Here is a 26,171-nt window from a genome sequence, read left to right on the forward strand (position 1 = left end):
CCCGTGCACCTGCCGGATCGCATCCCCCACCGGATCCGCCAGCACCCGCCGCTGCACCGCCCGCGGACCCTCGAACGCCGACCCCACCTCCGCCGCCACCCGCGCCGTGAAGGCCGCCGCATCCTCAGCCGACAGCAGACGGCCGCCGGTCGCCGAGCACGCAGCGCAGTGGACTCGGGGCAGGCCGTCGTCGGAGTCCGCCGATCCGCCGGGAGCGGCGGAGCCGCCCGGGGTGTTCTCGGACGGGACGGTCGGTGCAGTCAGATGCGGTGTCTCCCACGTCCCATGGGCCGGCGCGACGCCGGGCCACTGACGGAGGTCCGGCGCTTCCCACGGCGTCGAACCGCCGGTGATCGAGAGGGGGATCAGCGTGTGGTTCCCGCCGTCGACGTGGACGGTGCTGGGCTGGTACTCGGGACGTCCCGGCACGCCCCGTTCCCGCGAGAAGGTGGCCTCCGTCGGCGGACGGATCGCGATGCTCAACCGAGCGGCAGCGGCTCTCAGCCATCCCTCCCGCTCGAAGCTCGGAGTATCGGCGGCGAGGAACCGGTCCGTCGCGTACCGGTTGGCGCGCAGCATCCACGGGTCGACGGCGATCGAGGGGAACTCCTCCGTCGTGAACTCCGGCGCCGCCCCCGACGGACCCGGTGAGGTCAGCGCTTCCCGCGCCGCCGTCAGCCCGAGCGGGCCTCCCTGCGTGAACAGCTCAGCGAGGGCGACCTCGACGATGGCGGTCGCGTCGGCGGCGCCGGCGACCGGCCACTCCCGCCAGGCCGCGGTCGGAACGTCGACGGAGCGCATCGCCGGAGTCCCCCCGCCGAGATCGGCGATGGCGTGCATCAGCTCGTGCTGCACCGACTCCACGGGCCTCACGATCCTCGCCGCTCCCGTCTCGGGGTCGAACCACGCGTAGTCGCCGGCGTCCGTGTCGGACCAGGTCCCCCTGCCCAGGACGATCATGCTCCCCGAGCCGGCCGGCCCCTCCGCCACGGCCTGCTCACCGTTCGCGCCTGCAGCCGTGTCGGCTCCCTCGGCGAACACGATCTGCACCGCGGACGTGCGCCCCTGGGCTCCGTTCGGACGCGGCACCGTCCAGACGCCCTTCGCCGACGGTCCGAGGAGATTCGGGATCGCCTTCAGCGCCGCGTTCCCCGTGGGGGTCGTACGGATCAGGTCGATGACGTCCGAGACGCGATTCACGAGCAGCTGGAACCGGTCATCGCTCAGGAGCGTCCCGTCGGACGCGAACAGTGTCCCGCTCGTAGGGGACAACCGGTTCGTCACCCCGATGCCGGGGGACACCTCGACGACCGTGTAGGGCTGGGCGGAGTACGGGTGCCGCAGGGTCAGGCCCGCAGCACCGGGGTTCCGGACGTCCACGCGGTGCGGTTGCGCGGCGGCCGCGGGATCCCGCGCCGGTGTCGCCTCCGCCAGGGGTGCGACGAGGGAGGCGAGGAGCGTCAGAGCGACGAGGAGTGCCGAGCACGCTCGCGACGGTCGACGGTCGGATGCGGGTCGCGTCCAGATGCTCATCCGAAGGACGGTAGTGACCTCTCCGGACTCGCAGCACGCGTGCGCGGGAGGCTGGCGCGTGAGCACCCCTCCGCGCCGCATCAGCTCGACATCCCGGCGTCAGCACGCCGATCGGGAGTGTCGGGGCGATCACCGCCGCCAGGCCCGCCCGTGCGCGCCGAAGACCGATCCGGGCCCCGTGTCGTTCTTCGCGACCGTGAGGCCGGTGATCCCCGGCGGGCCGCCGCAGGAGAGCGCGGAGCCGTGGCGGGGGAGCGCGGTGCGGGGCCGCTACCCCCTGACGGGTGTGATCGCAAGCAGTGCCCCGGTCCGCGTTCCAGTGACACTCTGTGCAGATGCATGCAGACAGCGACGACGCGAGCGCGGAGCGGGTCCGCCCTGCCCTGGCCGAGACGGCCGCGCGCCTGCTCCGGGCCGTCGCGACCGGTGACCGTGCCGCGTTCGCCGAGCTGTTCGACCGCTTCGGCGGACTCTTCTCCGCCTCGATCGCCACGGTGCACGCCGATGCCTCCACGCGCGACCGGCTCTGCACCGAGGCCTTCGCCGCGGTCTGGCGCCGTGCCCGGGAGGGCGCCCGCGCCCCGGAGCCGGTGCTCTGGCTGCTCGAGGTGCTCTGCGAGACGCTCGGCTCCTCCCGGGAGGGCTCGCGCCGCCCTCTCGCCGAGGGGCTCCTCGCACTGGCCTGCCCGGATCGCGAGCTGTTGCTGCTCGCCGTGGCCGGCCGCTACTCCCAGCCCGAGATCGCCGCGCTCACGGGCGTCCGCGAGTCGCGGCTGCGCGCGGTCCTCCGCGACGCGCTCGGCTCCCTCCGCGGCGGCCTCGGCGACGGGCGCCTCACCGCCTGACCGCGGCGCCGTCTCCTCGAGAAGTCGCCGCCTCCCCCGCGGCGGCTCCGACGGGCGTAAACTTGAGTCACCCGAACTCAACTTTCGAACCGCAAGGAGGAGATGCAGATGCAGGCCGGTCGGACACCCCAGCAGGACGAGTCGTCCGCGCTCGCGCAGTACGGCGTCGACCTGACCGCGATCGCGGCGAGCGGCAAGCTCGACCCGGTCATCGGACGGGACGCCGAGATCCGCCGCGTCAGCCAGGTGCTCACGCGTCGCACCAAGAACAACCCGGTGCTCATCGGCGAGCCCGGCGTCGGCAAGACGGCGGTCGTCGAGGGGCTCGCGCAGCGGATCGTCGCGGGCGACGTCGCCGACAGCCTCAAGGGCAAGCGGCTCGTCAGCCTCGACCTCTCCGCGCTGATCGCGGGGGCGAAGTACCGCGGAGAGTTCGAGGAGCGGCTGAAGGCCGTCCTCGCCGAGATCAACGACTCCGGTGGCCGCATCATCACCTTCATCGACGAGCTGCACACCCTGATGGGCGCCGGCGGCGGCGAGGGCTCGGTGGCGGCGGCGAACATGCTCAAGCCGATGCTGGCCCGCGGCGAGCTGCGGATGATCGGCGCCACGACGCTCGACGAGTACCGGCAGTACATCGAGAAGGACGCGGCCCTGGAGCGCCGCTTCCAGCAGGTCTTCGTCGGCGAGCCGACGGTCGAGGACACGGTGGCCATCCTCCGCGGGCTGAAGGAGCGCTACGAGGCGCACCACAAGGTCGCGATCGCCGATTCCGCGCTGATCGCCGCCGCCTCGCTGTCCAACCGCTACATCACCGCGCGCCAGCTGCCGGACAAGGCCATCGACCTGATCGACGAGGCCGCGTCGCGCCTGCGGATGGAGATCGACTCCGCGCCGGTCGAGATCGACGAGCTGCGCCGCTCCGTCGACCGGCTGAAGCTCGAGGAGCTCGCGCTGAAGAAGGAGAAGGACGAGGCCTCGAAGGCGCGGCTGGAGACGCTGCGCGAGGACCTCGCCCGCCGCGGCGCGCACCTCGCCGAGCTGCAGCAGCGCTGGGAGCGCGAGCGCGCCTCCCTCAACCGCATCGGCGATCTCAAGAACCGGCTCGACGCGCTCCGGATCGCGGCCGAGCGGGCCCAGCGCGAGGGCAACCTCGAGCGCGCCTCGCGCCTGCTCTACGGCGACATCCCCGCCGCCGAGAGCGAGCTCGCGGCCGCCGAGCAGGAGGAGCAGCCGGCCGAGGGCCGCATGGTCAACGAGCAGGTCACCTCGGACGACATCGCCGCGGTCATCGCCGCCTGGACCGGCATCCCCGTCGGCCGGCTGATGCAGGGCGAGACCGAGAAGCTGCTGCACCTCGAGACCGAGCTGCACCGGCGCCTGATCGGCCAGAACGAGGCGGTCTCGGCCGTCGCCGGCGCCGTCCGCCGCACCCGCGCGGGCGTCTCCGACCCCGACCGGCCCACCGGCTCCTTCCTCTTCCTCGGACCGACCGGCGTCGGCAAGACCGAGCTGGCGAAGGCGCTCGCCGACCACCTCTTCGACGACGAGAAGGCGATGGTGCGCATCGACATGTCGGAGTACGGCGAGAAGTTCGCCGTCTCGCGGCTCGTCGGCGCCCCTCCCGGCTACATCGGCTACGAGCAGGGCGGCCAGCTGACGGAGGCGGTGCGCCGCCGGCCGTACTCGGTCGTGCTGCTCGACGAGATCGAGAAGGCGCACCCCGAGGTCTTCGACGTGCTGCTGCAGGTGCTCGACGACGGCCGGCTCACCGACGGCCAGGGGCGGACGGTCGACTTCCGCAACACGATCCTCATCCTCACCTCGAACCTCGGCTCGCAGTTCCTGGTCGACCAGTCGCTGACCCGCCCGCAGAAGGTGGAGGCGGTGCAGCAGATGGTGCGCCAGGCCTTCAAGCCCGAGTTCGTGAACCGGCTCGACGACATCGTCGTGTTCGAGGCGCTCGACCGCACCGAGCTCGGCGAGATCGTCTCGCTCTACGTCGACCGGCTCTCGCGCCGGCTGGCGGAGCGGCGTCTCGACCTCGCCGTCACGCCCGCCGCCCGCGGCTGGCTGGCCGAGCGCGGCTACGACCCGCAGTACGGCGCCCGCCCGCTGCGCCGCCTGATGCAGCAGGAGATCGACGACCGGCTGGCGACGGCCCTCCTCGACGGCTCCATCCGCGACGGCGACGTGGTGCTCGTCGACGCGGGCCCGGACGGCCTGCTGGTCTCCGCGGGCCTCACGACGCCGTAGGCCGGGCGAGGCTCCTCTCCCATTCCTCAAAAGTTGCGGTAGTCGCGCGCCACTACCGCAACTTTTGAGGACTCGCGGGAGGGATGCGCGAGGGTCGCTCCTCCACAGGGGGCGATCGCGGGCGGTCCGTCCACAGTCGTCGCCCGGGCGCCTCGCCGGGGTCGCGTCGGCGGGTAGCGTCCCGCCCATGGACGCCCCCTCTCCCGCCGCCGGCGCGCGCATGGCCGACCTCGCGCCCGAGGAGCGGCCGCGCGAGCGGCTCCGCGCCCGCGGTCCGGAGGCGCTGACCGACGCGGAGACGCTCGCCGTGCTGATCGGCAGCGGGGTCCGCGGGGCGAACGCCACGGTCGTCGCGCAGCGTCTGCTCGCGCGCTTCGGCGGCATCGACGCGGTGTCGCGCGCGGGCGTCGCCGACCTCGTCCGCCAGCGCGGCGTCGGCGAGGTCGCCGCTTGCCGCATCGTCGCGTCCTTCGAGCTGCGGCGCCGGATGAACCGCGCCGGCCGCGCCGCGCGCGTCGTCGACGCGGCCGGTCTCGCCGAGCTGGTGACGCCGCTGCTCGCCGCACGGCCGACCGAGACCGTGCTCGCCGTCGCGCTGACCGCCGCCGGAGCCGTGCGCGACGTGATCGCCCTCGCCGACGGACCGCCCACCCACGCGGAGGTGCCGGTCGCCGAGATCCTCGCCGAGGTGCTGGCGCGCGGTGCGGCCGGCGTCGGCCTCGCGCACAGCCACGCGGGCGCGGCGGACGTCCTCCCCTCCGATCTCGCCGCGACCCGGGCGCTCGCCGAGGCGTGCGCGGCCTGCGGGCTGCGGTTCGTCGCGCACGTCGTCGTCGGCGCCGACGGCTGGCGGGACGCGCCGCCGTAGCGCGCGCGGACGTTCGTGCAAGCCCCTGGCCCGGCACCTGTCGTTCCGCGCGAGCGGCGTACCGTGGACGAGCCCCCACCCCCTCTCGAGCAGGAGTCCTCATGCGAGCAACGATCATCCACGGCGAGCGCGACGTCCGACTCGAGGAGGTGCCCGACCCCGTGCTCTCGACCGGTCGCGACGCGATCGTCCGCGTCACCGCCGCGTGCGTCTGCGGCTCCGACCTCTGGCCCTACCGCGGCGTCACCCCGACGAAGGAGGCGCACCGCATCGGCCACGAGTTCGTCGGCGTCGTCGAGGAGATCGGCGACGACGTGCACGACATCGCGGTCGGCGACTTCGTGATCGCCCCCTTCTACGTCTGCGACGGCACCTGCGCGAACTGCGCCAACGGCGTCTCGACCTCCTGCCTCACCGGCGGCTGGTGGGGCGCCGAGGTCGGCGAGCAGGGCTTCGCCGACGGTGCGCAGGGCGAGAAGGTCCGCGTCCCGCTCGCCGACGGCACGCTCTTCCCGGTCGGCACCGACGTCGACCCGAAGCTGATCCCGAGCCTGCTCACCCTCGCCGACGTGATGGGCACCGGTCACCACGCCGCCGTTTCGGCCGGCGTCACCGCGGGCTCCACGGTCGCGGTCGTCGGCGACGGCGCGGTCGGCCTCTGCGCCGTGCTCGCGGCCAAGCGCCTCGGCGCGACCACGATCATCGCGATGTCGCGGCACGAGTCCCGCCAGGCGCTCGCCACCCGCTTCGGCGCGACCCACATCGTCGACACCCGCGGTGACGAGGGCGTGGCCCGCGTCCGCGAGCTCACCGACGGCATCGGCGCGGACTGCGTCCTGGAGTGCGTCGGCACCAAGGAGTCGATGCAGCAGGCGCTCGACTCGGCGCGCCCCGGCGGCATGGTCGGCTACGTCGGCGTCCCCAACGGAGGGCCGGAGCTGCCCGTGCGCCAGATGTTCGGCTCGAACGTCGGCGTCAACGGCGGCGTCGCGCCGGTCCGCGGCTACATGGCGGAGCTGCTGCCCGACGTGCTGAGCGGCGCGATCGAGCCGGGTCTCGTCTTCGACCTGGAGCTGCCGCTCGAGGAGATCGCCGAGGCGTACGCCGCGATGGACGAGCGCCGCGCGATCAAGACCCTCGTGCGGCCGTAGCGGGAGCCGGTCGTGCGCATCGAGGTCGAGACGCCCCGCGGCGTCGTCGCCGGAGTCGCGGAGGACGGCGTCGCCCGGTTCCTCGGCGTCCCCTTCGCACAGGCGCCGGTGGGCGACCGCCGGTTCCGCGCGCCCGAGCCGCGGGCGCCGTTCGACGGAGTCTTCGAGGCGGACGCGTACGGCGCGACCCCTCAGCGCGGCCGCCCCTTCGAGTTCACGACCATCCCCGAGCACTCGATCCCGGGCGAGGACACGCTGACGTTGAGCGTGTTCGCCCCGGCCGAGCCGGCCGGCCCGCTCCCGGTGCTCGTCTACCTGCACGGCGGCGGCTACGTCACCGGAGCGGCCTCGAGCGACTGGCACGACGGCTCGGCCTTCGCGCGCGACGGCGTGATCGTCGTGACGGCCGCCTATCGGCTGGGGGTCGACGGCTTCGGCGTCGTCGAGGGCGACGCGAACCGCGGCGTCCGCGACTGGCTCGCCGCCCTCGAGTGGGTCCGCGAGAGCATCCGCACATTCGGCGGCGACCCCGGGCGGGTCACGATCGCCGGCCAGTCCGCGGGCGGCGGCGCCGTGCTGACCCTGCTCGGCTGCGCCGCGGCACAGCAGCTCTTCGCGCGCGCCGTCGCGATCTCGCCGACCGACCGCAGCGTCCCGCTCGAGGAGGCGGAGGAGCAGCTCGCCGCCTTCGCGCACGGCCTCGGCGTCGAGCCCACCCGCGCCGGGCTGGCCTCGCTCGACCAGGACGGGCTCTCCGAGACCGCCGCGCTCACGATGATGCCCGGCTCGGGTCACGCGATCGTCTTCGCGCCGGTCTCGGGCGACGCGCTCCTGCCCCTGCCCGTGTCCGCGGCGACCGCGACGACCGGCCTCGACAAGCCGCTCCTGATCGGGGCGACCGCCGACGAGTTCGACAGCCCGCGCCTCCAGCGCGAGCCCGGGGCGGCGCCCCGCACGACCGACCTGCTCTTCCGCCGCGCGGTGCTGCAGGCGGCACGGAACCGTGCCGCAGGCCCGGCGCCGACCTGGCTCTACGCCTTCGACCGGCTCTCGCCCGCGACCGGCGGCGCGTCGCACTGCCTCGACCTGCCGTTCTTCTTCGACCACCTCGACGCCGAGGCGACCGCCCGCGTGCTGGGCGAGGACCCGCCCGCGGCGCTCGCCACGGTGATGCACGCCGAGCTGGTGGCCTTCGTGCGCGGCGAGGATCTGCCCTGGCCGCCGGCGCACGGCGAGGAGGGCGACGCGGTGCGCGTCTACGACGTCGAGCCGGCGGTCGTGCCCGGCCACTACGACGACGTGCTGCCGCTCGTCTCGGACCCGCGGGCATGAGCGGGTCCGCGCGCGGCGCCGCGCCGCGCTTCCACCCCGACCTCGCGCTCGGCCGCTTCGTCCCGCCGATCGTGCTCGGTCCGCGGCTGCTCCGCCTGGCCACCCGACGCACCGCCGTCGGCGGGGAGGCACCGCCGGACCTGCTCGTCGAGGACCTCGAGATCCCGGGACCGGACGGCCACCCGGTCCCGGTCCGCAGCTACCGTCCGCGCACCCTCCGCGGGGCCGCGCCCGCGCTGGTCTGGGTGCACGGCGGCGGCATGGTGCTCGGCAGCCGCTTCGACGACGAGGCGTCGAACATCGCCTTCGCCCGCACCCTCGGCGTCACCGTCCTCTCGGTCGGCTACCGGCTCGCCCCCGCCCACCCGGCACCCGCCGCCCTCGAGGACGTGCTGGCCGCGTTCCACTGGCTCGCCGCGCACGCCGACGAGCGCGGCGTCGACCCCGAGCGGATCGCGCTGGGCGGCGCGAGCGCGGGCGCCGGCCTGGCCGCGGGGGCGACCCTCCTGGCCCACGACCGCGGGGGAGCGCAGCCCGCCTTCCAGCTGCTGGTCTACCCGATGCTGGACGACCGCACCGTCACCCGTCCTGGGCCGGCGCTCCGCGGTGTCCGCGTCTGGACGCCGGGCAGCAACCGCTTCGGCTGGACGTCCTACCTCGGCGCGGAGCCCGGCGGCCCCGACGTCTCGCCGTACGCCGCGCCCGCCCGCCGGGACGACCTCTCGGGCCTCCCGCCCGCGTGGATCGGCGTCGGAACCCTCGACCTCTTCCACGACGAGGACGTCCGCTACGCGGAGCGGCTCCGCGCCGCGGGAGTGCCCTGCGAGCTCGAGATCGTCGACGGCGCGTTCCACGGCTTCGACGCGCTCTTCTCCCGCACCGGCGTGGCGAAGCGGTTCTGGGCGGCGAAGGCGGCCGCTCTCGGGAGGGCCCTGGGCGTCTGAGGGCCCGCGATCCGGGCCCGACCGGACGGCGGATCGGGCCGTGCGGGGTGCCGCTGCGCCGGATGGGAGCATGGACGCATGGACATCGACCGCCTCGCCACCCGCTACGAGATCGCCCTGCCCGCCTGGATCGAGGACGCCGTGCGCGACGTCCCCGAGTACCTGCCCGAGCGCGAGGACCGCATGGCCCTCGTGCACGCGCTCGCCGATCGCAACTTCCGCGAGGGCAACGGCGGCCCGTTCGCGGCGATCGTCGTCGAGCGCGACTCCGGTCGCGTGGTCTCGGTCGGCGTGAACGTCGTCCTGGGCAGCGGGGTCTCCTCCGGCCACGCGGAGGTCACCGCGCTCGGTCTCGCGCAGACCGCGCTCGGCTCGTGGGACCTGGGCGGCGAGGGCCTGCCGGCGCACGAGCTGGTCGTCAACTGGCGGCCCTGCGTGCAGTGCTACGGAGCGACGCTGTGGTCGGGCGTGCGCCGGCTGGTCGTCGCCGGGTCCGGCCCGGAGCTGGAGGAGATCTCCACCTTCGACGAGGGCCCGATGCGCGAGGACTGGGCCGCGCAGTTCGAGGCGCGCGGCATCGAGGTCGTCGACGGCGTGCTCCGCGACGAGGCGCTCGAGGTCTTCCGCGCCTATCGCGCGCACGTGGACGCGGGGGACGTGCTCGTCTACAACGCGCGCGCCGCGGACTGATCCCTGCGTGAACTTGTAGTCGTCCGGCCCCTGTCGGCTGAGCGCAACCGACTGAAAATCCCTAGGGCTGGCGGAGTAGCGGCTGACGGGAGTTCAAGTCTCATGAGTGCATACGAAACGGACTGCCTATCGTTTCCGATGCGGGAGGTGTTCAAGGCCAGGATGCTCAGGAACGCCGAGCACTCCCCAAGGATGCGCGTTTATAATCCCATCGGGTGCAAGAAACTCTTCTGAATAGATTGTGAAAGGCGTATTTTCTTTCCCGCGGAACACGACTTTTCGTCCAGCGGCCTTCCCTTCGCGCAAAGCCTCTAAAACGTTCTCACTATCGTCTGCTTCCAGAAGTGGGTGGTAGACCCTGACATTACGCAACCGCAATTCCTGGCCGAATAAGCTGATGCTCCAATTAGAAATCTCGAATCCTAGCGCGGCGCTCCCTGCAAGTAGACGCGCAAAGGCATCATCGAAAACTCCAGATAGCTCCACGGTAAGCGACTCGTGGCGATATAGCGACGTTGGTTTACCGTCTAGAAGATTACACATGATTCTGGCCCACACGCGATCAGAATCGTTGAAGCCACCTTCAGGAATTTCTAGATCTAGGTCGAAGTGTCGCTCGAGCTGCACAAGGTCTCCGACAAACTGCCGAAGAGGCGCGATTTCTTCTGGAGGAGCCTCGCCATGCAGAGATACCGCAACCGGGTCTTCGTTGGGCTGCTTCAGCTGAAGGGAGGTGGCGTCGGAGAGAGAATCTAGGAGTCGAATCGTGCGGCGAAGGGCAGATGCGCGCTGGCCGATAGCATCGAATACGAATTTGATCGCGCCTTCTGGCTCTCCGTCTGATCGAAACTTCCAGTGCAGCTTTAGGCCGGGGAGTACGACTGTGGCACTTATGCCACCAGAGCCCGCGTAACTACTTGTTAGGTTGCCACTTGTAGCCGCAAGCTCGATTCCTTCTGCTCCGATCGTCGCTACGCGGAGCTTTAGAGGCTCCTCTAAGCCGTTAACAGAATAAATCCGAAGTTCTGCGGTGTCAGTATATTCGTCGGCGAACCATTCAGGCCCCAACGTTCTGAAGTGTTCGACTATACGTCCAGGTAGTGACACCGCTTCTGATGCACCGAAGGTCATAATATCCGTGAATTTCTCTTTCAGCTGATCGTCCTCTTCCCCGAACCGCAGGCCGAAAGAAATCGAAAGCGGCTCCCTTTCATGAGCTTGTGGGTGCTTGGCGTATGTGGTGAAAGTTCGCGACCCGTCCGGCGCAGTTGTTAAAGCTGTGCCCCAAAAAGCACTTCGACCGTCCAGCTTCTTTTGTAGAAGTTTAACTTCGGAGTCCAGGTCATTTGGCTTTGCCAGGAAAGCGGACTGGCGATTCAGTTCCTTAAGCAGTCGAAGATCGCGATCTCGTGTGAAATAGTCGTGAATCGCGGGGTGCTTTGCTAGAAGAATGTCCAATTGAGCGGGTCCGAAGAAGTCGATCCGAAGCGTCCTTCCGTGTCGCATTGCCAGTACGGCTTTTCGCTCCCCGGCGGTGACATTTGTGGGAGTCACAAGTGTCCAAGCTGGCGGGTTTTCCTTCTCAATCGCCGTGTCGAGTGACTTCTTTATCTGTCGCCGCCGCGCTGTAAATCCGCCTGAAAAACCACCAGGGAAAAACTTGAGTTGAAAAATGCGCCTCAGTTTCCGATCTGATGCATCCCGGACGTCTACATCGATGCCCCCGTCCCCTCCGCGCCCGCTGAGCACCTCGGCAATCTTTTCACCTTGATGGTATTCGGCGATCAGGAGCGCCTCAATTAGGTCGTTAAATGTTTTTTCTTCTATTCGGTTCCAGTCGACGCGGTCCATGCTGTTATTATGACCCACGTCGAACGGTGGCGGCGCGACATGAGATCGCGGTCTGGATGGCTCCGCGACGGCGGTTGTGAGAGCCAGGAACTCGATCCGGAGAATATCGTCGTTCGCGTTCACCAGTGCTGACAGCGGACAAGGGTGCGGCCGAACCCATCCTGCTCAGAGCCTGAAGGATTCGCGGTTAACCGCTCCAGGGACAAGGTCCTACTCGCTCGCAAATCTGATGCTGACGCGACCGCAATCCTCGAGGGGTCCCAAGACGCGTGCTGAGCCGTCAGTGGTTGCCGGGCGTGTACATGGCGGAGGCGCGCCACCAGTCGTCGAACATCGACAGCGGCACCTGCCGCTTGTGCTCGGTCGCCTGGTACCGGGCCTCGATCGCCTCGGCGACCTCGGTCGCGACGTCGCCGCCCTCGAGGTACTCGTCGAGGTCGGCGTAGACCAGGCCGAGGTTCGACTCGTCGGTCTGGCCCGGGTTCTCGTCGAGCAGGTCGGCGGTCGGCGCCTTCTCGTAGAGGCGGGCCGGGGCGTCGAGGTGCACGAGCAGCGAGCGGCCCTGGCGCTTGGTCAGGCCGGTCAGCGGCAGGACGTCGGCGCCGCCGTCGCCGAACTTCGTGAAGAAGCCGGTCACCGCCTCCGCCGCGTGGTCGGTGCCGACGACGAGCATGCCCGCCTGGCCGGCGATCGCGTACTGCGCGACCATCCGGGCGCGCGCCTTGACGTTGCCCTTGACGAAGTCCGAGATCGGCTCGCCGACCGCGTCGCCGAACGCGGAGGCGATGCCGTCGACCCCGGCGTGGATGTCGAAGGTCACCTGGCGGTCGGGCCGGATGAAGGTCAGCGCGAGCTGCGCGTCCTCCTCGTCGGCCTGCACCCGGTAGGGCAGCCGCACCGCGATGAAGGAGGCGTCGCCGCCCTCCGCGCGCACCTGCTCGACCGCGAGCTGGCAGAGCCGGCCGGCCAGGCTCGAGTCCTGCCCGCCGCTGATGCCGAGCACGAGGCCCTTGGCCCCGGTGTGCCGGAGGTAGTCGGCGAGGAAGCCGCTGCGCCGCTCGACCTCGGCGGCCGGGTCGACGGAGGGGGAGACGTGGAGCTCGGAGATGATTCGCTGCTGGACATCGCGCACGCGACAACGCTACTCCCGATGCCCCCGCCCCGCCCCGCCCCGCCCCGCTTCGCAGGCGACCGCAAGCCTCGGGCGGCGCACGCCGTCCTGCGGGTCGAGCAGCCCCGCCTGCACACACGCATGCTGGTCGAGCAGCCCCGCAGGGGCGTATCGAGACCCACCCACCACATGCACGTCGGCCTCTTCCCCGCCCTGCGGTGGCGCCGGAGGCGCCCCCTCCGCTCGATACGCCCGCTGCGCGGAGAACTCGATCAGCATGCAATGGGGCCCATTGCGCGAGCTGCAGGATCCCCCAAGCAGGGAATGTCGCCGTCTCGCGACATTCTTGATATGTCGCAGAACGTAGACATAATTCCCGGTGACAACGATCATGGACACGCGCCCCCGGCGCAGCATCGTGAAGGAAGGAGCGGCACATGTCAGTGGTTCGCACCGCCGAGGACATCGGCGCGGTGATCCGAGCACGGCGTCGACAGCTCGGCTGCACCCAGCAGGACCTGGCCGACCGAGCCGGTCTCTCCCGACAGTCGATCGTCGCGATCGAGCAGGGCAAGGAACGAGCGGCTCTGGCCGCGGTCCTCCGCGTCCTCCTCGAGCTCGGACTCGAGGCGGACGTCTTCGCCCCCGAGGACGCCCACCAGCGGACGGAGGAGCCGGCCGGTCTCGACCTTCAGGCGTACCTCCGCGGATTCACGGACGGAGCATCCACGTGACGCGGCAGCTCCTCGTCTTCGTCGACGGTGTCCGTGCCGGAGTGCTCGGATGCGACGTCCGGTCGTCGACGTTCCGCTACGACCGGCCGTACCTGGCGCGCCGCACGCCCACGCCGCTGTCCCTCTCGCTGCCTGTCGGCCCGCGGGAGTACGGGCCCGAGGCCGTCGAGCCCTTCCTCTGGGGGCTCCTGCCCGACAACGCCGAGACGCTCCGGCGGTGGGCGCTCGACGCCCGGCCGCAGGCCGACGAGCACAATCCGTTCACCCTGCTCCAGCACTACGGGCTCGACTGCGCGGGAGCCGTGCAGTTCGTGCGTCCGGAGAACGAGGCGACCTTCGAGCGTCACGGCGGCCTCTCCCGGCTCAGCGATGCGCAGATCGGAGCGCAGATCCGTGCAATGAACGCGGATCCGAGCAGATGGACGTTCGACGATCGCGACGGTCGGTTCAGTCTCGGCGGCGCCCAGGCCAAGTTCGGCCTGCTGCGAGAAGACGATGCGTGGGCCCTGCCGACGGGCGCGACGCCGACGACGCACATCGTCAAGCCGGGGATCCCGGAGTTCCGGGGAAGCGCTGTGAATGAGCACGTATGCCTCACGCTCGCCGCGCGCCTGGGGCTGGTAGCCGCGCGCTCCCGCATCGATCGGTTCGACGGCGAGACCGCGGTCGTCGTCGAGCGGTACGACCGTCTGCGCCTGGCGGAAGCCCGTCCGCCGGAAGGGAGCGCGCGTGGCCTGCGCCGGATCCACCAGGAGGACTTCTGCCAGGCGCTCTCCGTCATGCCGTCCCAGAAGTACGAGGACGACGGCGGCCCCGGACTGGGACGCATGGCGGCGCTTCTCCGCAGGCAGCTGCCGAGGGACGAGGCGCAGCGCGCGATCGAGCGGCTGCTCCTCGGCGTCGCCTTCAACTGGCTGATCGCGGCGCCCGACGCCCATGCGAAGAACTACTCCGTCCTGCTGTCGGGACGGCAGATCGCCCTCGCACCGCTCTACGACATCGCCACACTGACCCCGTACGACCGGTACCGGCCGGAGCGCATGCGGTTGGCGCAGAAGGTGGCCGGCACGTACCGGCTCGCCGAGATCGGAGGACTCGAGTGGCGGACGGAAGCCGCGGCGCGTGATCTGGACCCCGACCGCTTCGGAGACCGGATCACCGAGCTCGTCGCCGCAGCACCGGACCACATCCGTGCACTCTGCTCGGACCCGGCGCTGCGGGCGATGGACCCGGAGTTCGTCGACGATCTGCGTGCGGCGCTCCTCGATCGTGTCGCTGCAGCGGCAGCCGCGCTGCGCTGAGCCCGGGTCAGCCGCGCGCGGCGACGATGCGGGCGATCCGCTCCGGGACCGTGTCGTCCTGGAGGCTCGTGACGTCGCCGAGGGCGCGGCCGTCGCGGATGTCGCCGAGGAGGCGGCGCATGATCTTGCCCGAGCGGGTCTTGGGCAGGTCGGGGACGACGACCACGTCGCGCGGCTTCGCGATCGGCCCGATCGCTGTCGCGACGTGCTCGCGCAGCACCTGCGAGAGGTCGGCCTCGAGCGCGGTCCAGTAGGCCGGATCCTCCTCCGCGCGGTCGATCGCCTCGTCGGAGGGGATCACGAACGCCGCGATGGCCTGGCCCGTCGTCGCGTCCTCGACGCCCACCACGCCGGCCTCGCCGACCGCCGGGTGCGCGACGAGCGCCGACTCGATCTCGATGGTCGAGAGCCGGTGCCCCGAGACGTTGATGACGTCGTCGACCCGGCCGAGCACCCAGATGTCGCCGTCGGCGTCGTACTTCGCGCCGTCGCCGGAGAAGAAGTAGCCGCGGTCGGCGTAGCGGGCCCAGTAGGAGTCGCGGTACCGCTCCGGGTTCCCCCAGACCGTCCGGGCGAGGGCCGGGCCGGTGCGGTCCACCACGAGGTAGCCGCCGGACCCGTTCGGCACCCGGTCGCCCGCCTCGTCGACGACGAGGGCGCCGAGGCCGGGCAGGGCGCCCAGCGAGGAGCCCGGCTTGAGCGTCGAGACGCCCGGCAGCGGGCACATCACGGCCGCGCCCGTCTCGGACTGCCACCAGGTGTCGACGATCGGGCAGCGCCCGCCGCCGATCCGCTCGTGGAACCACACCCAGGCCTCGGGATTGATCGACTCGCCGACCGTGCCGAGCAGGCGCAGACTCGAGAGGTCGTACTCGGAGGGGACGCCCTCCGGGAACCAGGTCATCAGCGTCCGGATCAGCGTCGGCGCCGTGTAGTAGACGGTGACGCCGTAGCGCTCGATGATCTCGAAGTGCCGCGCGGTGTGCGGGGTGTTCGGGGTGCCCTCGTAGATCACCTGGGTGAGCCCGTTCGAGAGCGGTCCGTAGATCTCGTAGGTGTGCGCCGTGACCCAGGCCAGGTCGGCGGTGCACCAGTGCACGTCGTCCGGCTTGGCGTCGAACACGGCCCAGTGCGTCCAGGAGGCCTGGGTGAGGTACCCGCCGCTGGTGTGCACGAGGCCCTTCGGCTTCCCGGTCGTACCCGAGGTGTAGATGATGAACAGTGGCGTCTCGGCGTCGAAGGCCTCGGCCTCGTGCACGTCGGGCTGCGCGTCGACGACGTCGTGCCACCAGATGTCGCGGCCCTCGGTCCAGGGGAGGTCCGGCGTCTCGTCGCCGGTGCGGCGGACGACGAGCACGTGCTCGATCGACGCGACGCCGGCGACCGCGTGGTCGGCGTTCGCCTTCACCGGCACGGCGACACCGCGCCGGAACTGGCCGTCGGTGGTGACGAGCAGCTTCGCGCCGGTGTCCTCGACGCGGAAGCGCACGGCCTCGGCCGAGAAGCCGCCGAAGACGAGGGAGTGGATCGCGCCGATCCGCGCGATGGCGAGGGTGATCACGACGGTCTCGGGGATCACCGGGAGGTAGACGACGACGCGGTCGCCCTTCCCGACGCCGAGTGCGGTGAGCGCGTGCGCGGCGCGGGCGACGTCGCGCTGCAGCTCGGCGTAGCTGATCGAGCGCCGGTCGCCGCGCTCGCCCTCGAAGTGCAGGGCGGTCTTGTCACCGCGGCCCGCGTCGACGTGCCGGTCGACGCAGTTGACGGCGACGTTGAGCGTGCCGCCCTCGAACCAGGTCGCGCGCGGGACCGACAGCGTGCCGTCCTCCTGCGGGACGGCCGGCTCCCAGCGGTGCGCGGTGTGCCAGGGCTCGACCCAGTCCAGGCGCCGGGCGGCCTCCTCCCAGAACGCCACCGGGTCGGCGGCGGCGCGGGCGTGCTCGCCGGGGCCGACGTTCGCCTGCGCAGCGAAGGCCTCGGGCGCCGGGAAGCGGCGGGACTCCTCGAGCAGGTTCGCGATCGTCTCGCTCATCGGCGGGCCTCCGTGGTCGTCGTGCCGGTGGTCGTGCTGGTCGCGGGACGCGCCGTGCCGGTCATCCTCACGCCCACTTCCGGATCGCGTAGCGCTGGAACACGCCCACGATCGAGTCGGTCAGCTTGCCCAGCACGGCAAGCAGGATGATCGCGAGGAAGACACGGTCGATCCGCCCGTTGCTCTGGCTGTCGGTCAGGCGGAAGCCCAGGCCCATCGACGAGGCGATCAGCTCGGCGGCGACCAGGAACAGCCACGACTGCGCGAGCGCGAGGCGCAGCCCGGCGATCACCGAGGGGATCACGGCCGGCAGCTGCACCGCGGTGAACAGCCGCACGCCGGAGAGCCCGAACGCCCGGCCCGCCTCGACGAGCTGCCGGTCGACGTGGCCGAGGGCTGTCGCGACGGTGGTGAAGACGGGGAAGAACGCGCCGATCGTGATCAGCGTGATCTTCGACTCCTCGCCGATCCCCATCCAGAGCAGCAGCAGCGGCACCCAGGCCAGCGACGGCACCGCGCGGATCGCGCCGAGCGTCGGTGCCAGCACGACCTCCCACACCCGCGAGAGCCCGAAGAGCGCGCCGACCAGCAGCCCCAGCGCGGAGCCGAGGCCGAAGCCGATCAGCACCCGCTGGGTCGAGATCGCGACGTCCTGCCCGAGGTCGCCGCGCTGCGCGAGATCGACCGCCGCCGCCCAGACCATCGCCGGCGACGGGAACATTGAGACCGACACCATCCCGGTGGTGGTGACGATCTGCCAGGCCGCGAGCAGCAGCACCGGGAGGATCGCCCCGCCGACGACCAGGAACCAGCGCCGCGAGGTGAGCGGCCGGGCGTGCGCCGCCTCGTCGTCGCGGATCCGCTTCTGCGAGGCCTCGACGCTCGGACCGACCACGGCGGTGCCGACCGCACCCGGCGCCTGCACGAGCCCGGTGCTCCGGCGCACGAGGTCGGCGTCGGTCACGGTCTCGTCGTCGCGTGTCGCCATCGTCGTCTCCTCGGTCGGTGTCGCGGTCGGTGCTGTCGCGGGTCGGTCTGTCGTGGTTCGGTGCCGTCGTGCGGGGGTGGTGCGGGCGTCAGGAGCGCCGTCAGGCGATCGCGGACGGATCGGCCGCCGTCGCGTAGCTGTCGTCGATCAGGGAGTCGAGGGCCGCGTCGACCTGCTCCTGCGAGGCGACGTCGCCGTTCGCGACGAAGATCGGGCCGATGATGGCGAGCACGTCGGTCTGGGCCGAGCCGGGCACGTTGTCGACGTCGAGGTTGCTGCGCTCGGTGATCACCGTGGTCGCCACGGCGACGTCGAGCCCGGCGACGGACGCGAGGATGCTCGCCGTCTCCTCCTGGTTCTCCAGGGCCCAGGCGCGGGCGTGCTCGTAGGCGTTCACGACGGTCTGCGCGAGGTCGGGCTTGGCCGCGAGGAAGCTCTCGGTGGCGTTGAGCAGCCCGTAGGAGTTGAAGTCGACGTTGCGGTAGAGCAGGGTCGCCCCGGCCGCCTCCGCGCCCGCCATGATCGGGTCGAGTCCGGCCCACGCGTCGACCGAGCCGTTCTGCAGCGCGGCCCAGCCGTCGGCGTGCTGCAGGTTCTGCACGGTGACGTCGTCGATGCTCAGGCCGGCGGCCTCGAGCGCCTGCACCAGGAAGAAGTAGGGGTCGGTGCCGCTGGTGGCCGCGATCTGCTTGCCGGCGAGCTGCTCGACGCTGGTGATCGCCGAGCCGGCGGGCACGACGAGGGCGGACCACTCCGGCTGCGAGAAGATGTCGATCGTCCTGATCGGCGAGCCGTTCGAGCGCGCGAGCAGCGCGGCCGACCCGGCGGTCGAGCCGACGTCGATCGCCCCGGCGCGCAGGGCCTCGTTGGCCTTGTTCGAGCCGGCCGACTGCACCCAGGTGACCGTGACGTCCTGCTCGGCGAGGGCGGCCTCGAGCCAGCCCTTCTCCTTGATGACCAGGCTCAGCGGGTTGTAGGTCGCGAAGTCGAGCGTCAGCGTGCCGCCCTGGGTCTTCGCGGTCGAGCCGTCGGAGGCGGCGGGCGCCGCGGCCGCGCCGCCGCCGCCCTCGCCCTGGACGCAGCCCGCGAGGAGCGGGACCGCGGCGGCGGTGAGCAGGCCCGCGAGCGCGGTGCGGCGGGTGAGCGGGGAGGTGCTGAACGACGGGAAGGACATGGGGGCCTCGACTTCGGTGCGGTGGGGGAGTGGGACGAGTGTGCGGGAGCGGACGGACGGGATGTCCGCGAGCGGTGGGATCCGTGGACGGAGGGCGAGATCGGCGCCTGGGGAGGAGAGGGAGGAGGGGCGGAGTGGCCTAGTGCCGCTCGATCCCGAGCCCCTCGAGCAGCTCGACCCGCCGTTCGGCGAGCTCGGCGGAACCGCGGTCGCGGGGCCGTGCACCGGGGACCGTCATGATCTGCCGGATGCGTGAGACGCCGCCCGGCTCGTCGCGGCCGAGCAGCACGATCCGGTCGGCCAGCTGCAGCGCCTCATCGACGTCGTGGGTGACGAGCAGGATCGTGGCGGGGGCGGCCGCGTGCACCTCGAGCAGCAGGTCCTGCATCCGCAGGCGGGTCAGCGCGTCGAGCGCGCCGAACGGCTCGTCCAGCAGCAGCACGCCCGGGTTGCGGGCGAGCGCGCGGGCGAGCGAGGCGCGCTGCGCCATCCCGCCGGACACCTCGCGCGGCCGGGAGCCGGCGTGCGCGGTCAGGCCGACGAGCGAGAGCAGCTCGTCGACGGCGGTGCGGCCCGCCTCGCGCGAGGTGCCGCGCGGAAGCCCGAGCGCGACGTTCGCCGCGAGGGAGCGCCAGGGCAGCAGGCGCGGCTCCTGGAAAGCGACCGCGCAGCGCGGGTCGATCCCCGAGACCGACGACCCGTCGATCAGCACCGTGCCGGCGCTCGCCGTGTCCAGGCCGGCGGCGATCCGCAGCAGCGTCGACTTGCCGCAGCCGCTCGGGCCGAGGATCGCGATGACCTCGCCGGCGCGCACGTCGAGCGAGACGTCGGCCAGGACGGGAGCGCCCGGGGCGAAGGTGCGGCCGACCCCGTCGAAGCGCACCGGGAACGCCGACTGGCCGAGCGCGGCGTCGAAGGCCAGGCTCGTGCGGGCGGGGGTTCCGGTCATGAGGGCTCCGAGGCGGGGCGTGCGGGCGGACCGTCCGATCGTACGGACGAGCGCCGATCCCTCGGCGGCCGCGACGACACGCGGAGTAACACAGGCGCACCCCTGCACGACGAAGGCCCCGCCGGCACCGCGGAGCGGCGGCCGACGGGGCCTCGGGGAGCGGACTACGCCTGGACGAGCACGAGCTCCTCGAGCGGCAGGCGCGTGCGGGGAGCGGTCTCGCGCTCGCGGAGCACGTCGTTCTCGAGCGCGTCGGGGCCGGCGAGCACGCCCACGGCGGCGATGGTCACCGGGTCGAAGCGCTCGTCGACGCCGAACGCCGTGCGGATCCCGTCCTTGTCGAAGCCGGCCATCTGGTGCACGTGCAGCCCCTCGTGGTGCGCCTGCACGCTGAGGTGGGCGACGGCCTGGCCGAGGTCGTAAACGGCCCACGGGCGCGCCTCGCCCTTCTCGTCGACCGTCTCGGCGAGCGCGACGATCAGCGCGGCGGCCGAGCCGGCCCAGGCGGCGTTGAAGCCGACGAGGGTGCCGACGATGCTGTCGAACTCCGGAGTGCCGCGGCGCGCGACGATGAAGCGCGACGGCTGCGAGTTGCCGGCCGAGGGGGACCAGCGGGCGGCCTCGAGCAGCGCGGTCAGCGTCTCGTCCGCGATCGCCGCGGAGGCGTCGTAGGAGCGGGGGCTCCAGCGCTCGGCGAGGACGTCCAGGATCGGGGCGCTGGTCGAGGCGGTGCGGGTGGCGGTGTCGGTCATGGGGTGCTTCTCTCCGGAGATCGCTGAACAGGGAGGGCCTCGTCGCCCGAGGGACCCAACCGCAGGAGCTCCGCCGGCATTCCCGCTCGTCGCGCCGACCGGCCGTTCGCCCACGGAGGAGCACGGGGTCCTGTCGGTGCGGAACGGTACCCTGGAGAGCGGCGTGCTTCCCCGCGCGCGACAACTCACCACTCTGATGGAGGATCATCCATGGCCCAGCACTTCGACGTCGTCGTCCTGGGGGCAGGCCCCGGTGGATACGTGGCCGCGATCCGTGCCGCCCAGCTCGGCAAGTCCGTCGCCATCGTCGAGAAGAAGTACTGGGGCGGTGTCTGCCTCAACGTGGGCTGCATCCCCTCCAAGGCGCTGCTGCGCAACGCGGAGCTCGCCCACATCTTCCACGCGCAGGCGAAGCAGTTCGGCATCTCGGGCGACGTCTCCTTCGACTTCGGCGTGGCCTTCGACCGCAGCCGCACCGTCGCGGACGGACGCACCAAGGGCGTCCACTTCCTGATGAAGAAGAACAAGATCACCGAGTTCGACGGCACCGGCTCCTTCACCGGCCCCCAGGGCCTCGACGTGCAGCTCACCAAGGGCGGCTCCGAGTCGCTGACCTTCGACGACGCGATCATCGCGACCGGCGCGAGCGTCCGCCTCCTCCCCGGTGTCGAGCTCTCCGAGAACGTCGTCACCTACGAGACCCAGATCATGACCCGCGAGCTGCCCGACACGATGGCCATCGTGGGCGCCGGCGCGATCGGCATGGAGTTCGCCTACGTCCTGAAGAACTACGGCGTCGACGTGACGATCATCGAGTTCATGGACCGCGCCCTCCCCAACGAGGACCCGGACGTCTCCAAGGAGATCCAGAAGCAGTACAAGAAGCTCGGCGTCGAGATCCTCACCTCCACCAAGGTCGAGTCGGTCGTCGACAAGGACGGCTACGTCACCGTCACCTACACCGGCAAGGACGGCACGCAGTCGACCCTCGAGGTCGACAAGGTCCTCATGTCGATCGGCTGGGTCCCCCGCGTCGAGGGCTTCGGCCTCGAGAAGACGGGCGTCGAGGTCACCGAGCGCGGCGCCATCGGCATCGACGAGTACATGCGCACCAACGTCCCGCACATCTACGCGATCGGCGACGTCACCGCCAAGCTGCAGCTCGCGCACGTCGCGGAGGCGCAGGGCGTCGTCGCCGCCGAGACCATCGCCGGAGCCGAGACCCAGACCCTCGGCGACTACCGGATGATGCCGCGCGCCACGTTCTGCCAGCCGCAGATCGCCTCCTTCGGCCTCACCGAGAAGCAGGCGACCGACGAGGGCCACGAGATCACCGTCTCGACCTTCCCGTTCATGGCCAACGGCAAGGCGCACGGCCTCGGCGAGCCGACCGGCTTCGTCAAGCTCATCGCGAGCAAGCAGTACGGCGAGCTCCTCGGCGCCCACATGATCGGCCCGGACGTGTCCGAGCTGCTCCCGGAGCTCACGCTCGCGCAGAAGTGGGACCTCACGGCGACCGAGCTGGCCCGCAACGTGCACACCCACCCGACGCTGTCGGAGGCGCTCCAGGAGGGCTTCCACGGCCTCAAGGGCCACATGATCAACATGTAGCTCCCCGCTCCCCCTGCACCGCGCGCTCCGGCTCGCGGCCGCACCTGCTCCGGCTCGCAGGATCCGCCTCGGCTCGCCCGATCGCGCGGATCCGGCGAGCCGGAGCTGTTTCCGCGAGCCGGAGCTGGCTTCGCGAGCCGGAGGTCCCGCCCCGAGCCGGATCGCGACCCGACGGGCCCGGCTCCGGGCCGCCGCTAGCGTGGACGGATGGAACCGCGCCTCCTCGACCGACTCGCCGCCGACGCCTGGCCGCCCCTCGAGCGCCGCGCGCTCGGTGGCTGGCAGTTGCGCGCGGCCGGCGGTGTCACGAAGCGCGCCAACTCCGTGCTCACCTCCGGTCCGGTCGAGGACGTGGACCAGGCGATCACCGCAGCGGAGGAGTTCGCGCGCGAGAGGGGGATCCCGCCGCTCTTCCAGCTCGGCCCCGCGACGCTCCCCGCCGACCTGCCCGAGCGGCTCGCCCGCCGCGGTTACGCCGGGCACGAGCGCACCCTCGTCCTCACCGGCTCCGTGACGGAGGCGCTCGCCGCGCTCGGTCCCGCCGCCCCTGAGGCCGCGGAGCCGGTCGAGACGACGGACGCGCCCGGTGAGGAGTGGCTGTCGCTCTGGTGGTCGGTCGACGGCCGCGGCGGCGACGCCGAGCGCGGGATCGCCGAGCGGATCCTCGCGGGCTGCGACTCGGCCTACGCCCTGCTGCGGGACGGGAGCGGCCCCGCCGCCTGCGGCCGGCTCGCCTGGGCGACCGCCGAGGACGGCGAGCCCTGGTGCGGCCTCTTCGCGCTGGCCACTCGCCCCGACGCCCGCCGCCGCGGCCACGCCGCCACGCTCCTCCGCGCCCTGCTCGAGCAGGCCGCCGCCCGCGGCACCGACCGCCTCTGGATCCAGGTGCTCGCCGACAACCCCGCCGCCCGCCGCCTCTACGCGTCCCTCGGCTGCCGCGAGTCCTCGCACTACGACTACTGGCGCCCCTGACCGCCCCTCTCTTCCGCGAGATGCCACTTGTGCACGCGACACGCCGTGAAACGTGTGCACAAGTGGCATCTCGCGGAAGGGATCAGCCGGCGATGACCGCGCGCGCCACGGACTCGGCGCGCGCCGCGTCGCCCGTCACGAGCACCCGCCACCACGTGTCGTCGGCCAGCACGTCGACCTCGCACGAGCCGCCGCCGCAGCCCGAGAGCGCGCGGTCGCCGAGACCGTCGAGCGGAGTCAGCGTGACGGCGAGCCCGGTCGTCAGGGAGAGGTTGCGCCAGCCGTCCTCGCCGTTCGGGAGCACGTCGACGCTCAGACCCGCGTAGCTGCTGCTGGTCGCGTCGGTCCAGGTGCACGAGGCGTAGCCGGCGCGGGCGGCGGCCGCGGCGGAGGCGGTCGACGGAGCGACGCCCTCGGTCCCGCTCCCCGGGGTCGCGTCCACGAGCCCGGCCGTCGCGGCCAGCTGCTCGCCGGTCAGCACCTCGGCGCAGACGGGTGCGGTGGCGGTCACCGGCTCGTCGAGCCGACCGCCGGCCGCCGCGGCGGTCGCCGTGGCGAGGGCCGCGAGGTCGGCGTCGGCCGGCGAGCCGGTCAGCGCGAGCGTCACCCAGGTCGAGCCCGTGAGCAGATCGACGGAGCAGATCTCGACCGAGCACGCGCTGTAAGCCTCGACGTCGGTCGCGAGTCGCGTTCCGCCGGAGAGACCGGCCGCGGCGAACGCGTCCGCGGCGTCCTCGGCGGCCGAGGCGGTGATCGACGCCGTGCCGTCCTCCTCGTACCAGGCGCAGGTCAGCAGCCCGCCGTTCTCCTGCGCCGACTCGCGGATCAGCTCGGCCGAGGAGCGCACCGTCTCGTCCCGCGTGCCCTCGAGCGAGCCGGCCGCGATCCCGAGGGCGCTCGACGCCCGCGCGACCGGCAGCAGGGCGTCGCAGTCGAGCCGGGCCGCCGAGGAGCGGCTCGGGGTCGGCGACGCGGAGGCAGGAGGAGTCGCAGAGGCGGTCGCGGACGCCGTCCCGCTCGCCTCCGGCTCGGCCGCCGTGCAGCCCGCGAGCAGGCCGGCCGCGACGAGCAGCGCCGCCCCCGCCCCGACGGCGCGCGCCCTCACGCGGCCAGCTCGCGCTCGATCGCCGCCGTGAACGCGTCGATGTCGTCCTCGCTCGTGTCGAACGAGCAGACCCAGCGCACCTCGCCGGTCGCCGGGTTCCAGTCGTAGAAGCGGTAGGCGGCGCGCAGCCGGTCCGCGACCCCCGCCGGCAGGGTCGCGAACACCGCGTTCGCCTGCGTCGGCTGGGTGAAGGCGAGCCCGGCGATCCGCCCGGCGGCCACGGCCTCGTCCAGCTGCGAGCGCAGCCGTGCCGCCATCGCGTTCGCGTGCCGGGCCGAGCGCAGCCAGAGCGGCTCCGCCTCGCCGTCCTCGCCGAGCATCGCGAGCAGCTGCGCCGAGAGGAAGCGCATCTTCGAGGATAGCTGCATGTTGGTCTTGCGGAGGAACGTCAGCCCGCTGGACGCCTCGGGGTCGAGCACGACGATCGCCTCGCCGAGCAGCATGCCGTTCTTGGTGCCGCCGAAGGACAGCACGTCGACTCCGGCGTCGCTGGTGAAGGCCCGCAGGGGCAGCCCGAGAGCCGCGCCGGCGTTCGCGATCCGCGCTCCGTCCATGTGGAGCCGCATCCCCCGTTCGTGGGCCTGGTCGGCCAGCGCGCGGACCTCCTCCGGTGTGTAGACCGTGCCGAGCTCGGTCGACTGCGTGATCGAGACGACCAGCGGCTGGGCGCGGTGCTCGTCGCCGAAGCCCCAGGCCTGCTCGTCCACGAGCGCCGGCGTGAGCTTGCCGTCGGGGCTCTCGACGGTGAGGATCTTGATCCCGCCGACCTTCTCGGGGGCCCCGCCCTCGTCCGAGTTGATGTGCGCGGTTCCGGCCGAGACGACCGCCCCCCAGCGGGGCAGCATCGACTGCAGACCGGTCACGTTCGCCCCGGTTCCGTTGAAGACGGGGAAGGCCTCGGCCTGCTCGCCGAACTCGCGGCGGAAGACGCGCTGCAGCTCCGCGGTGTAGACGTCCTCGCCGTAGGCGACCTGGTGGGCGCCGTTCGCCGCGGCGATCGCCGCGAGCACCTCCTCGTGCACGCCGGAGTAGTTGTCGGAGGCGAAGCCGCGGAGGTCGGGATCGTGCAGAGCGCTCATCCCCCCATCCTCGCAGCCCGCCGCGGATCGATCCTAGTGGCGGGCGCCGTCGCTCCCTGTGTTTCCGGCATGTGAACGGACCGTCCTCTGAAAGCCGATTGCCGTCAAGAAGTTGGTATCGCGTGGGAGGCAGGCCACTCTTGTCCTATGCGCATGGACACTTCGGGGGCGGTCCGCGACATGCCCGCCCCTCCCGGGGTGGACGAGATCGCGGCTCGCTTCGGCGATCCCGTCCTCGCGTTCGCCCCGCAGCCCCGCCTCGAGGAGTTCGCGGCGGCGCAGACCATGGCGCTCGGACGCTTCGTCGAGATCTCCCTCTCTTACTCGTTCTTCAAGAATCCGCGCAACCGGGCCGACCCGGTCAACCACGTCCCGCTCACCCCCGAGCAGAAGCGCGCGATCGAGCGCGCCGAGAACGACCACCTCCCGCCGTGGATGGTCGATCAGGTCACGCGGATGCGCTATCCCGTGCTGTGGGAGGCGGTGCGCACCTCCGTGCCGATCCCCGCCGAGCGCAGCCGCCCGCTCGAGTCGCGTCTCGCCGCGCACATGGGCGACGTGCTGAGGAACACCTTCCCGGGTCGCGTCCGCACCCGCCGCGGCGGCATGCCGGTCGTCGCCGCCGCCCTGCGCGACGAGGACGTCGTGCGCGGAGTCCCGGTCGTCGTCGACGGTGAGGCGCTGCGCGGCTACCGCGTCGACACCGACCCCGACGTGGTCGCGATCGGCGCCCGGGTCGACGGCCGCTACATGACGGTCGTGCTCGATCGGAAGATCGCCCCCGACATCCGCATGGAGTTCGTCCGTCGAATCCCGCCACGTCCGGCACCGGCCCAGCCTCGGCGCTGACGCCCGAACGGACGCGATCGGGCTCGGCAGCGGGCACGATCGGA

The 26,171-nt window shown here is 71.9% G+C and carries 22 protein-coding genes; 12 read left to right on the top strand and 10 right to left on the bottom strand.

Annotation, left to right across the window (positions count from 1 at the left end):
• Positions 1 to 1,533, bottom strand: a 1,533-nt coding sequence (locus EDF35_RS19655) for a hypothetical protein (RefSeq protein WP_133963558.1), incomplete at its 3' end; no start/stop codon positions are given.
• 335 nt (positions 1,534 to 1,868) lie between these two features.
• On the opposite strand from EDF35_RS19655, the gene EDF35_RS19660 reads away from it, so the two are divergent.
• The 7 genes from EDF35_RS19660 (at position 1,869) to EDF35_RS19690 (ending at position 9,619) form a co-directional block, all read left to right on the top strand.
• Positions 1,869 to 2,378 (top strand): hypothetical protein, encoded by a 510-nt coding sequence (locus EDF35_RS19660; protein ID WP_133963559.1) that lies wholly within the window; start codon positions 1,869 to 1,871, stop codon positions 2,376 to 2,378.
• A 108-nt stretch (positions 2,379 to 2,486) separates the two neighbouring features.
• The gene (locus EDF35_RS19665; RefSeq protein WP_123734306.1) at positions 2,487 to 4,634 is read left to right on the top strand and encodes an AAA family ATPase; all 2,148 of its coding nucleotides are present in this window, start codon (positions 2,487 to 2,489) and stop codon (positions 4,632 to 4,634) included.
• A gap of 187 nt (positions 4,635 to 4,821) precedes the next feature.
• Positions 4,822 to 5,502 (top strand): UPF0758 domain-containing protein, encoded by a 681-nt coding sequence (locus tag EDF35_RS19670; RefSeq protein ID WP_123706045.1) that lies wholly within the window; start codon positions 4,822 to 4,824, stop codon positions 5,500 to 5,502.
• A 101-nt stretch (positions 5,503 to 5,603) separates the two neighbouring features.
• Positions 5,604 to 6,653: a zinc-dependent alcohol dehydrogenase family protein gene (locus tag EDF35_RS19675; protein WP_133963560.1), complete on the top strand. Its 1,050-nt coding sequence runs from the start codon at positions 5,604 to 5,606 to the stop codon at positions 6,651 to 6,653.
• A gap of 12 nt (positions 6,654 to 6,665) precedes the next feature.
• Positions 6,666 to 7,985: a carboxylesterase family protein gene (locus tag EDF35_RS19680; protein WP_133963561.1), complete on the top strand. Its 1,320-nt coding sequence runs from the start codon at positions 6,666 to 6,668 to the stop codon at positions 7,983 to 7,985.
• A complete protein-coding gene (locus EDF35_RS19685; RefSeq protein WP_133963562.1) occupies positions 7,982 to 8,929 on the top strand; it encodes an alpha/beta hydrolase fold domain-containing protein in 948 nt (315 codons plus the stop codon). The genes EDF35_RS19680 and EDF35_RS19685 overlap by 4 nt, the downstream gene beginning before the upstream one ends.
• 78 nt (positions 8,930 to 9,007) lie before the next feature.
• Positions 9,008 to 9,619 (top strand): nucleoside deaminase, encoded by a 612-nt coding sequence (locus EDF35_RS19690; RefSeq protein WP_185020568.1) that lies wholly within the window; start codon positions 9,008 to 9,010, stop codon positions 9,617 to 9,619.
• Positions 9,620 to 9,745: 126 nt separating this feature from the next.
• On the opposite strand, the gene EDF35_RS19695 is transcribed toward EDF35_RS19690, so the two are convergent.
• Together EDF35_RS19695 and nadE are read right to left on the bottom strand one after the other, a co-directional pair.
• Positions 9,746 to 11,470 carry a hypothetical protein gene (locus tag EDF35_RS19695; protein ID WP_133963563.1) on the bottom strand — a complete coding sequence of 575 codons (1,725 nt, stop codon included), beginning with the start codon at positions 11,468 to 11,470 and terminating at the stop codon, positions 9,746 to 9,748.
• A gap of 280 nt (positions 11,471 to 11,750) precedes the next feature.
• A complete protein-coding gene (gene nadE / locus EDF35_RS19700) occupies positions 11,751 to 12,602 on the bottom strand; it encodes an ammonia-dependent NAD(+) synthetase (RefSeq protein ID WP_133963564.1) in 852 nt (283 codons plus the stop codon).
• A gap of 416 nt (positions 12,603 to 13,018) precedes the next feature.
• Between nadE and EDF35_RS20975 the strand changes: the two genes are divergently transcribed.
• Entirely contained in the window at positions 13,019 to 13,315 is a 297-nt protein-coding gene (locus EDF35_RS20975; protein ID WP_123706040.1) for a helix-turn-helix domain-containing protein, read from the top strand.
• 302 nt (positions 13,316 to 13,617) lie between these two features.
• Entirely contained in the window at positions 13,618 to 14,616 is a 999-nt protein-coding gene (locus EDF35_RS19705; protein ID WP_243840071.1) for a HipA domain-containing protein, read from the top strand.
• A gap of 7 nt (positions 14,617 to 14,623) precedes the next feature.
• Here EDF35_RS19705 and acs read toward each other — a convergent pair whose 3' ends face one another.
• The 5 genes from acs to EDF35_RS19730 all read right to left on the bottom strand — a co-directional run bounded on the left by acs (position 14,624) and on the right by EDF35_RS19730 (position 20,511).
• Positions 14,624 to 16,648, bottom strand: a complete 2,025-nt coding sequence (gene acs, locus EDF35_RS19710; protein WP_133963566.1) for an acetate--CoA ligase — start codon at positions 16,646 to 16,648, stop codon at positions 14,624 to 14,626.
• Positions 16,649 to 16,715: 67 nt separating this feature from the next.
• Positions 16,716 to 17,636: an ABC transporter permease gene (locus EDF35_RS19715; protein WP_133963567.1), complete on the bottom strand. Its 921-nt coding sequence runs from the start codon at positions 17,634 to 17,636 to the stop codon at positions 16,716 to 16,718.
• Positions 17,637 to 17,736: 100 nt separating this feature from the next.
• Positions 17,737 to 18,810: an aliphatic sulfonate ABC transporter substrate-binding protein gene (locus EDF35_RS19720; protein WP_133963568.1), complete on the bottom strand. Its 1,074-nt coding sequence runs from the start codon at positions 18,808 to 18,810 to the stop codon at positions 17,737 to 17,739.
• A gap of 139 nt (positions 18,811 to 18,949) precedes the next feature.
• The gene (locus tag EDF35_RS19725) at positions 18,950 to 19,759 is read right to left on the bottom strand and encodes an ABC transporter ATP-binding protein (protein ID WP_123447155.1); all 810 of its coding nucleotides are present in this window, start codon (positions 19,757 to 19,759) and stop codon (positions 18,950 to 18,952) included.
• A 164-nt stretch (positions 19,760 to 19,923) separates the two neighbouring features.
• Entirely contained in the window at positions 19,924 to 20,511 is a 588-nt protein-coding gene (locus tag EDF35_RS19730) for a nitroreductase family protein (RefSeq protein ID WP_133963569.1), read from the bottom strand.
• A gap of 210 nt (positions 20,512 to 20,721) precedes the next feature.
• Here EDF35_RS19730 and lpdA point away from each other — a divergent pair, with 210 nt between their 5' ends.
• A complete protein-coding gene (gene lpdA, locus EDF35_RS19735) occupies positions 20,722 to 22,122 on the top strand; it encodes a dihydrolipoyl dehydrogenase (RefSeq protein WP_123706034.1) in 1,401 nt (466 codons plus the stop codon).
• 207 nt (positions 22,123 to 22,329) lie between these two features.
• A complete protein-coding gene (locus EDF35_RS19740) occupies positions 22,330 to 23,094 on the top strand; it encodes a GNAT family N-acetyltransferase (protein ID WP_133963570.1) in 765 nt (254 codons plus the stop codon).
• An 82-nt stretch (positions 23,095 to 23,176) separates the two neighbouring features.
• Here the strand turns inward: EDF35_RS19740 and EDF35_RS19745 are convergent, their stop codons facing one another.
• A complete protein-coding gene (locus tag EDF35_RS19745) occupies positions 23,177 to 24,199 on the bottom strand; it encodes a hypothetical protein (RefSeq protein WP_133963571.1) in 1,023 nt (340 codons plus the stop codon).
• A complete protein-coding gene (locus tag EDF35_RS19750; protein WP_123734249.1) occupies positions 24,196 to 25,278 on the bottom strand; it encodes a beta-eliminating lyase-related protein in 1,083 nt (360 codons plus the stop codon). Before EDF35_RS19750 ends, EDF35_RS19745 begins: the two co-directional genes overlap by 4 nt.
• Positions 25,279 to 25,431: 153 nt before the next feature.
• On the opposite strand from EDF35_RS19750, the gene EDF35_RS19755 reads away from it, so the two are divergent.
• Positions 25,432 to 26,127 carry a hypothetical protein gene (locus EDF35_RS19755; protein ID WP_133963572.1) on the top strand — a complete coding sequence of 232 codons (696 nt, stop codon included), beginning with the start codon at positions 25,432 to 25,434 and terminating at the stop codon, positions 26,125 to 26,127.
• The last annotated feature ends 44 nt before the right edge of the window (positions 26,128 to 26,171 follow it).

Source organism: Rathayibacter sp. PhB151, from assembly GCF_004366415.1.
Lineage (GTDB): Bacteria > Actinomycetota > Actinomycetes > Actinomycetales > Microbacteriaceae > Rathayibacter > Rathayibacter festucae.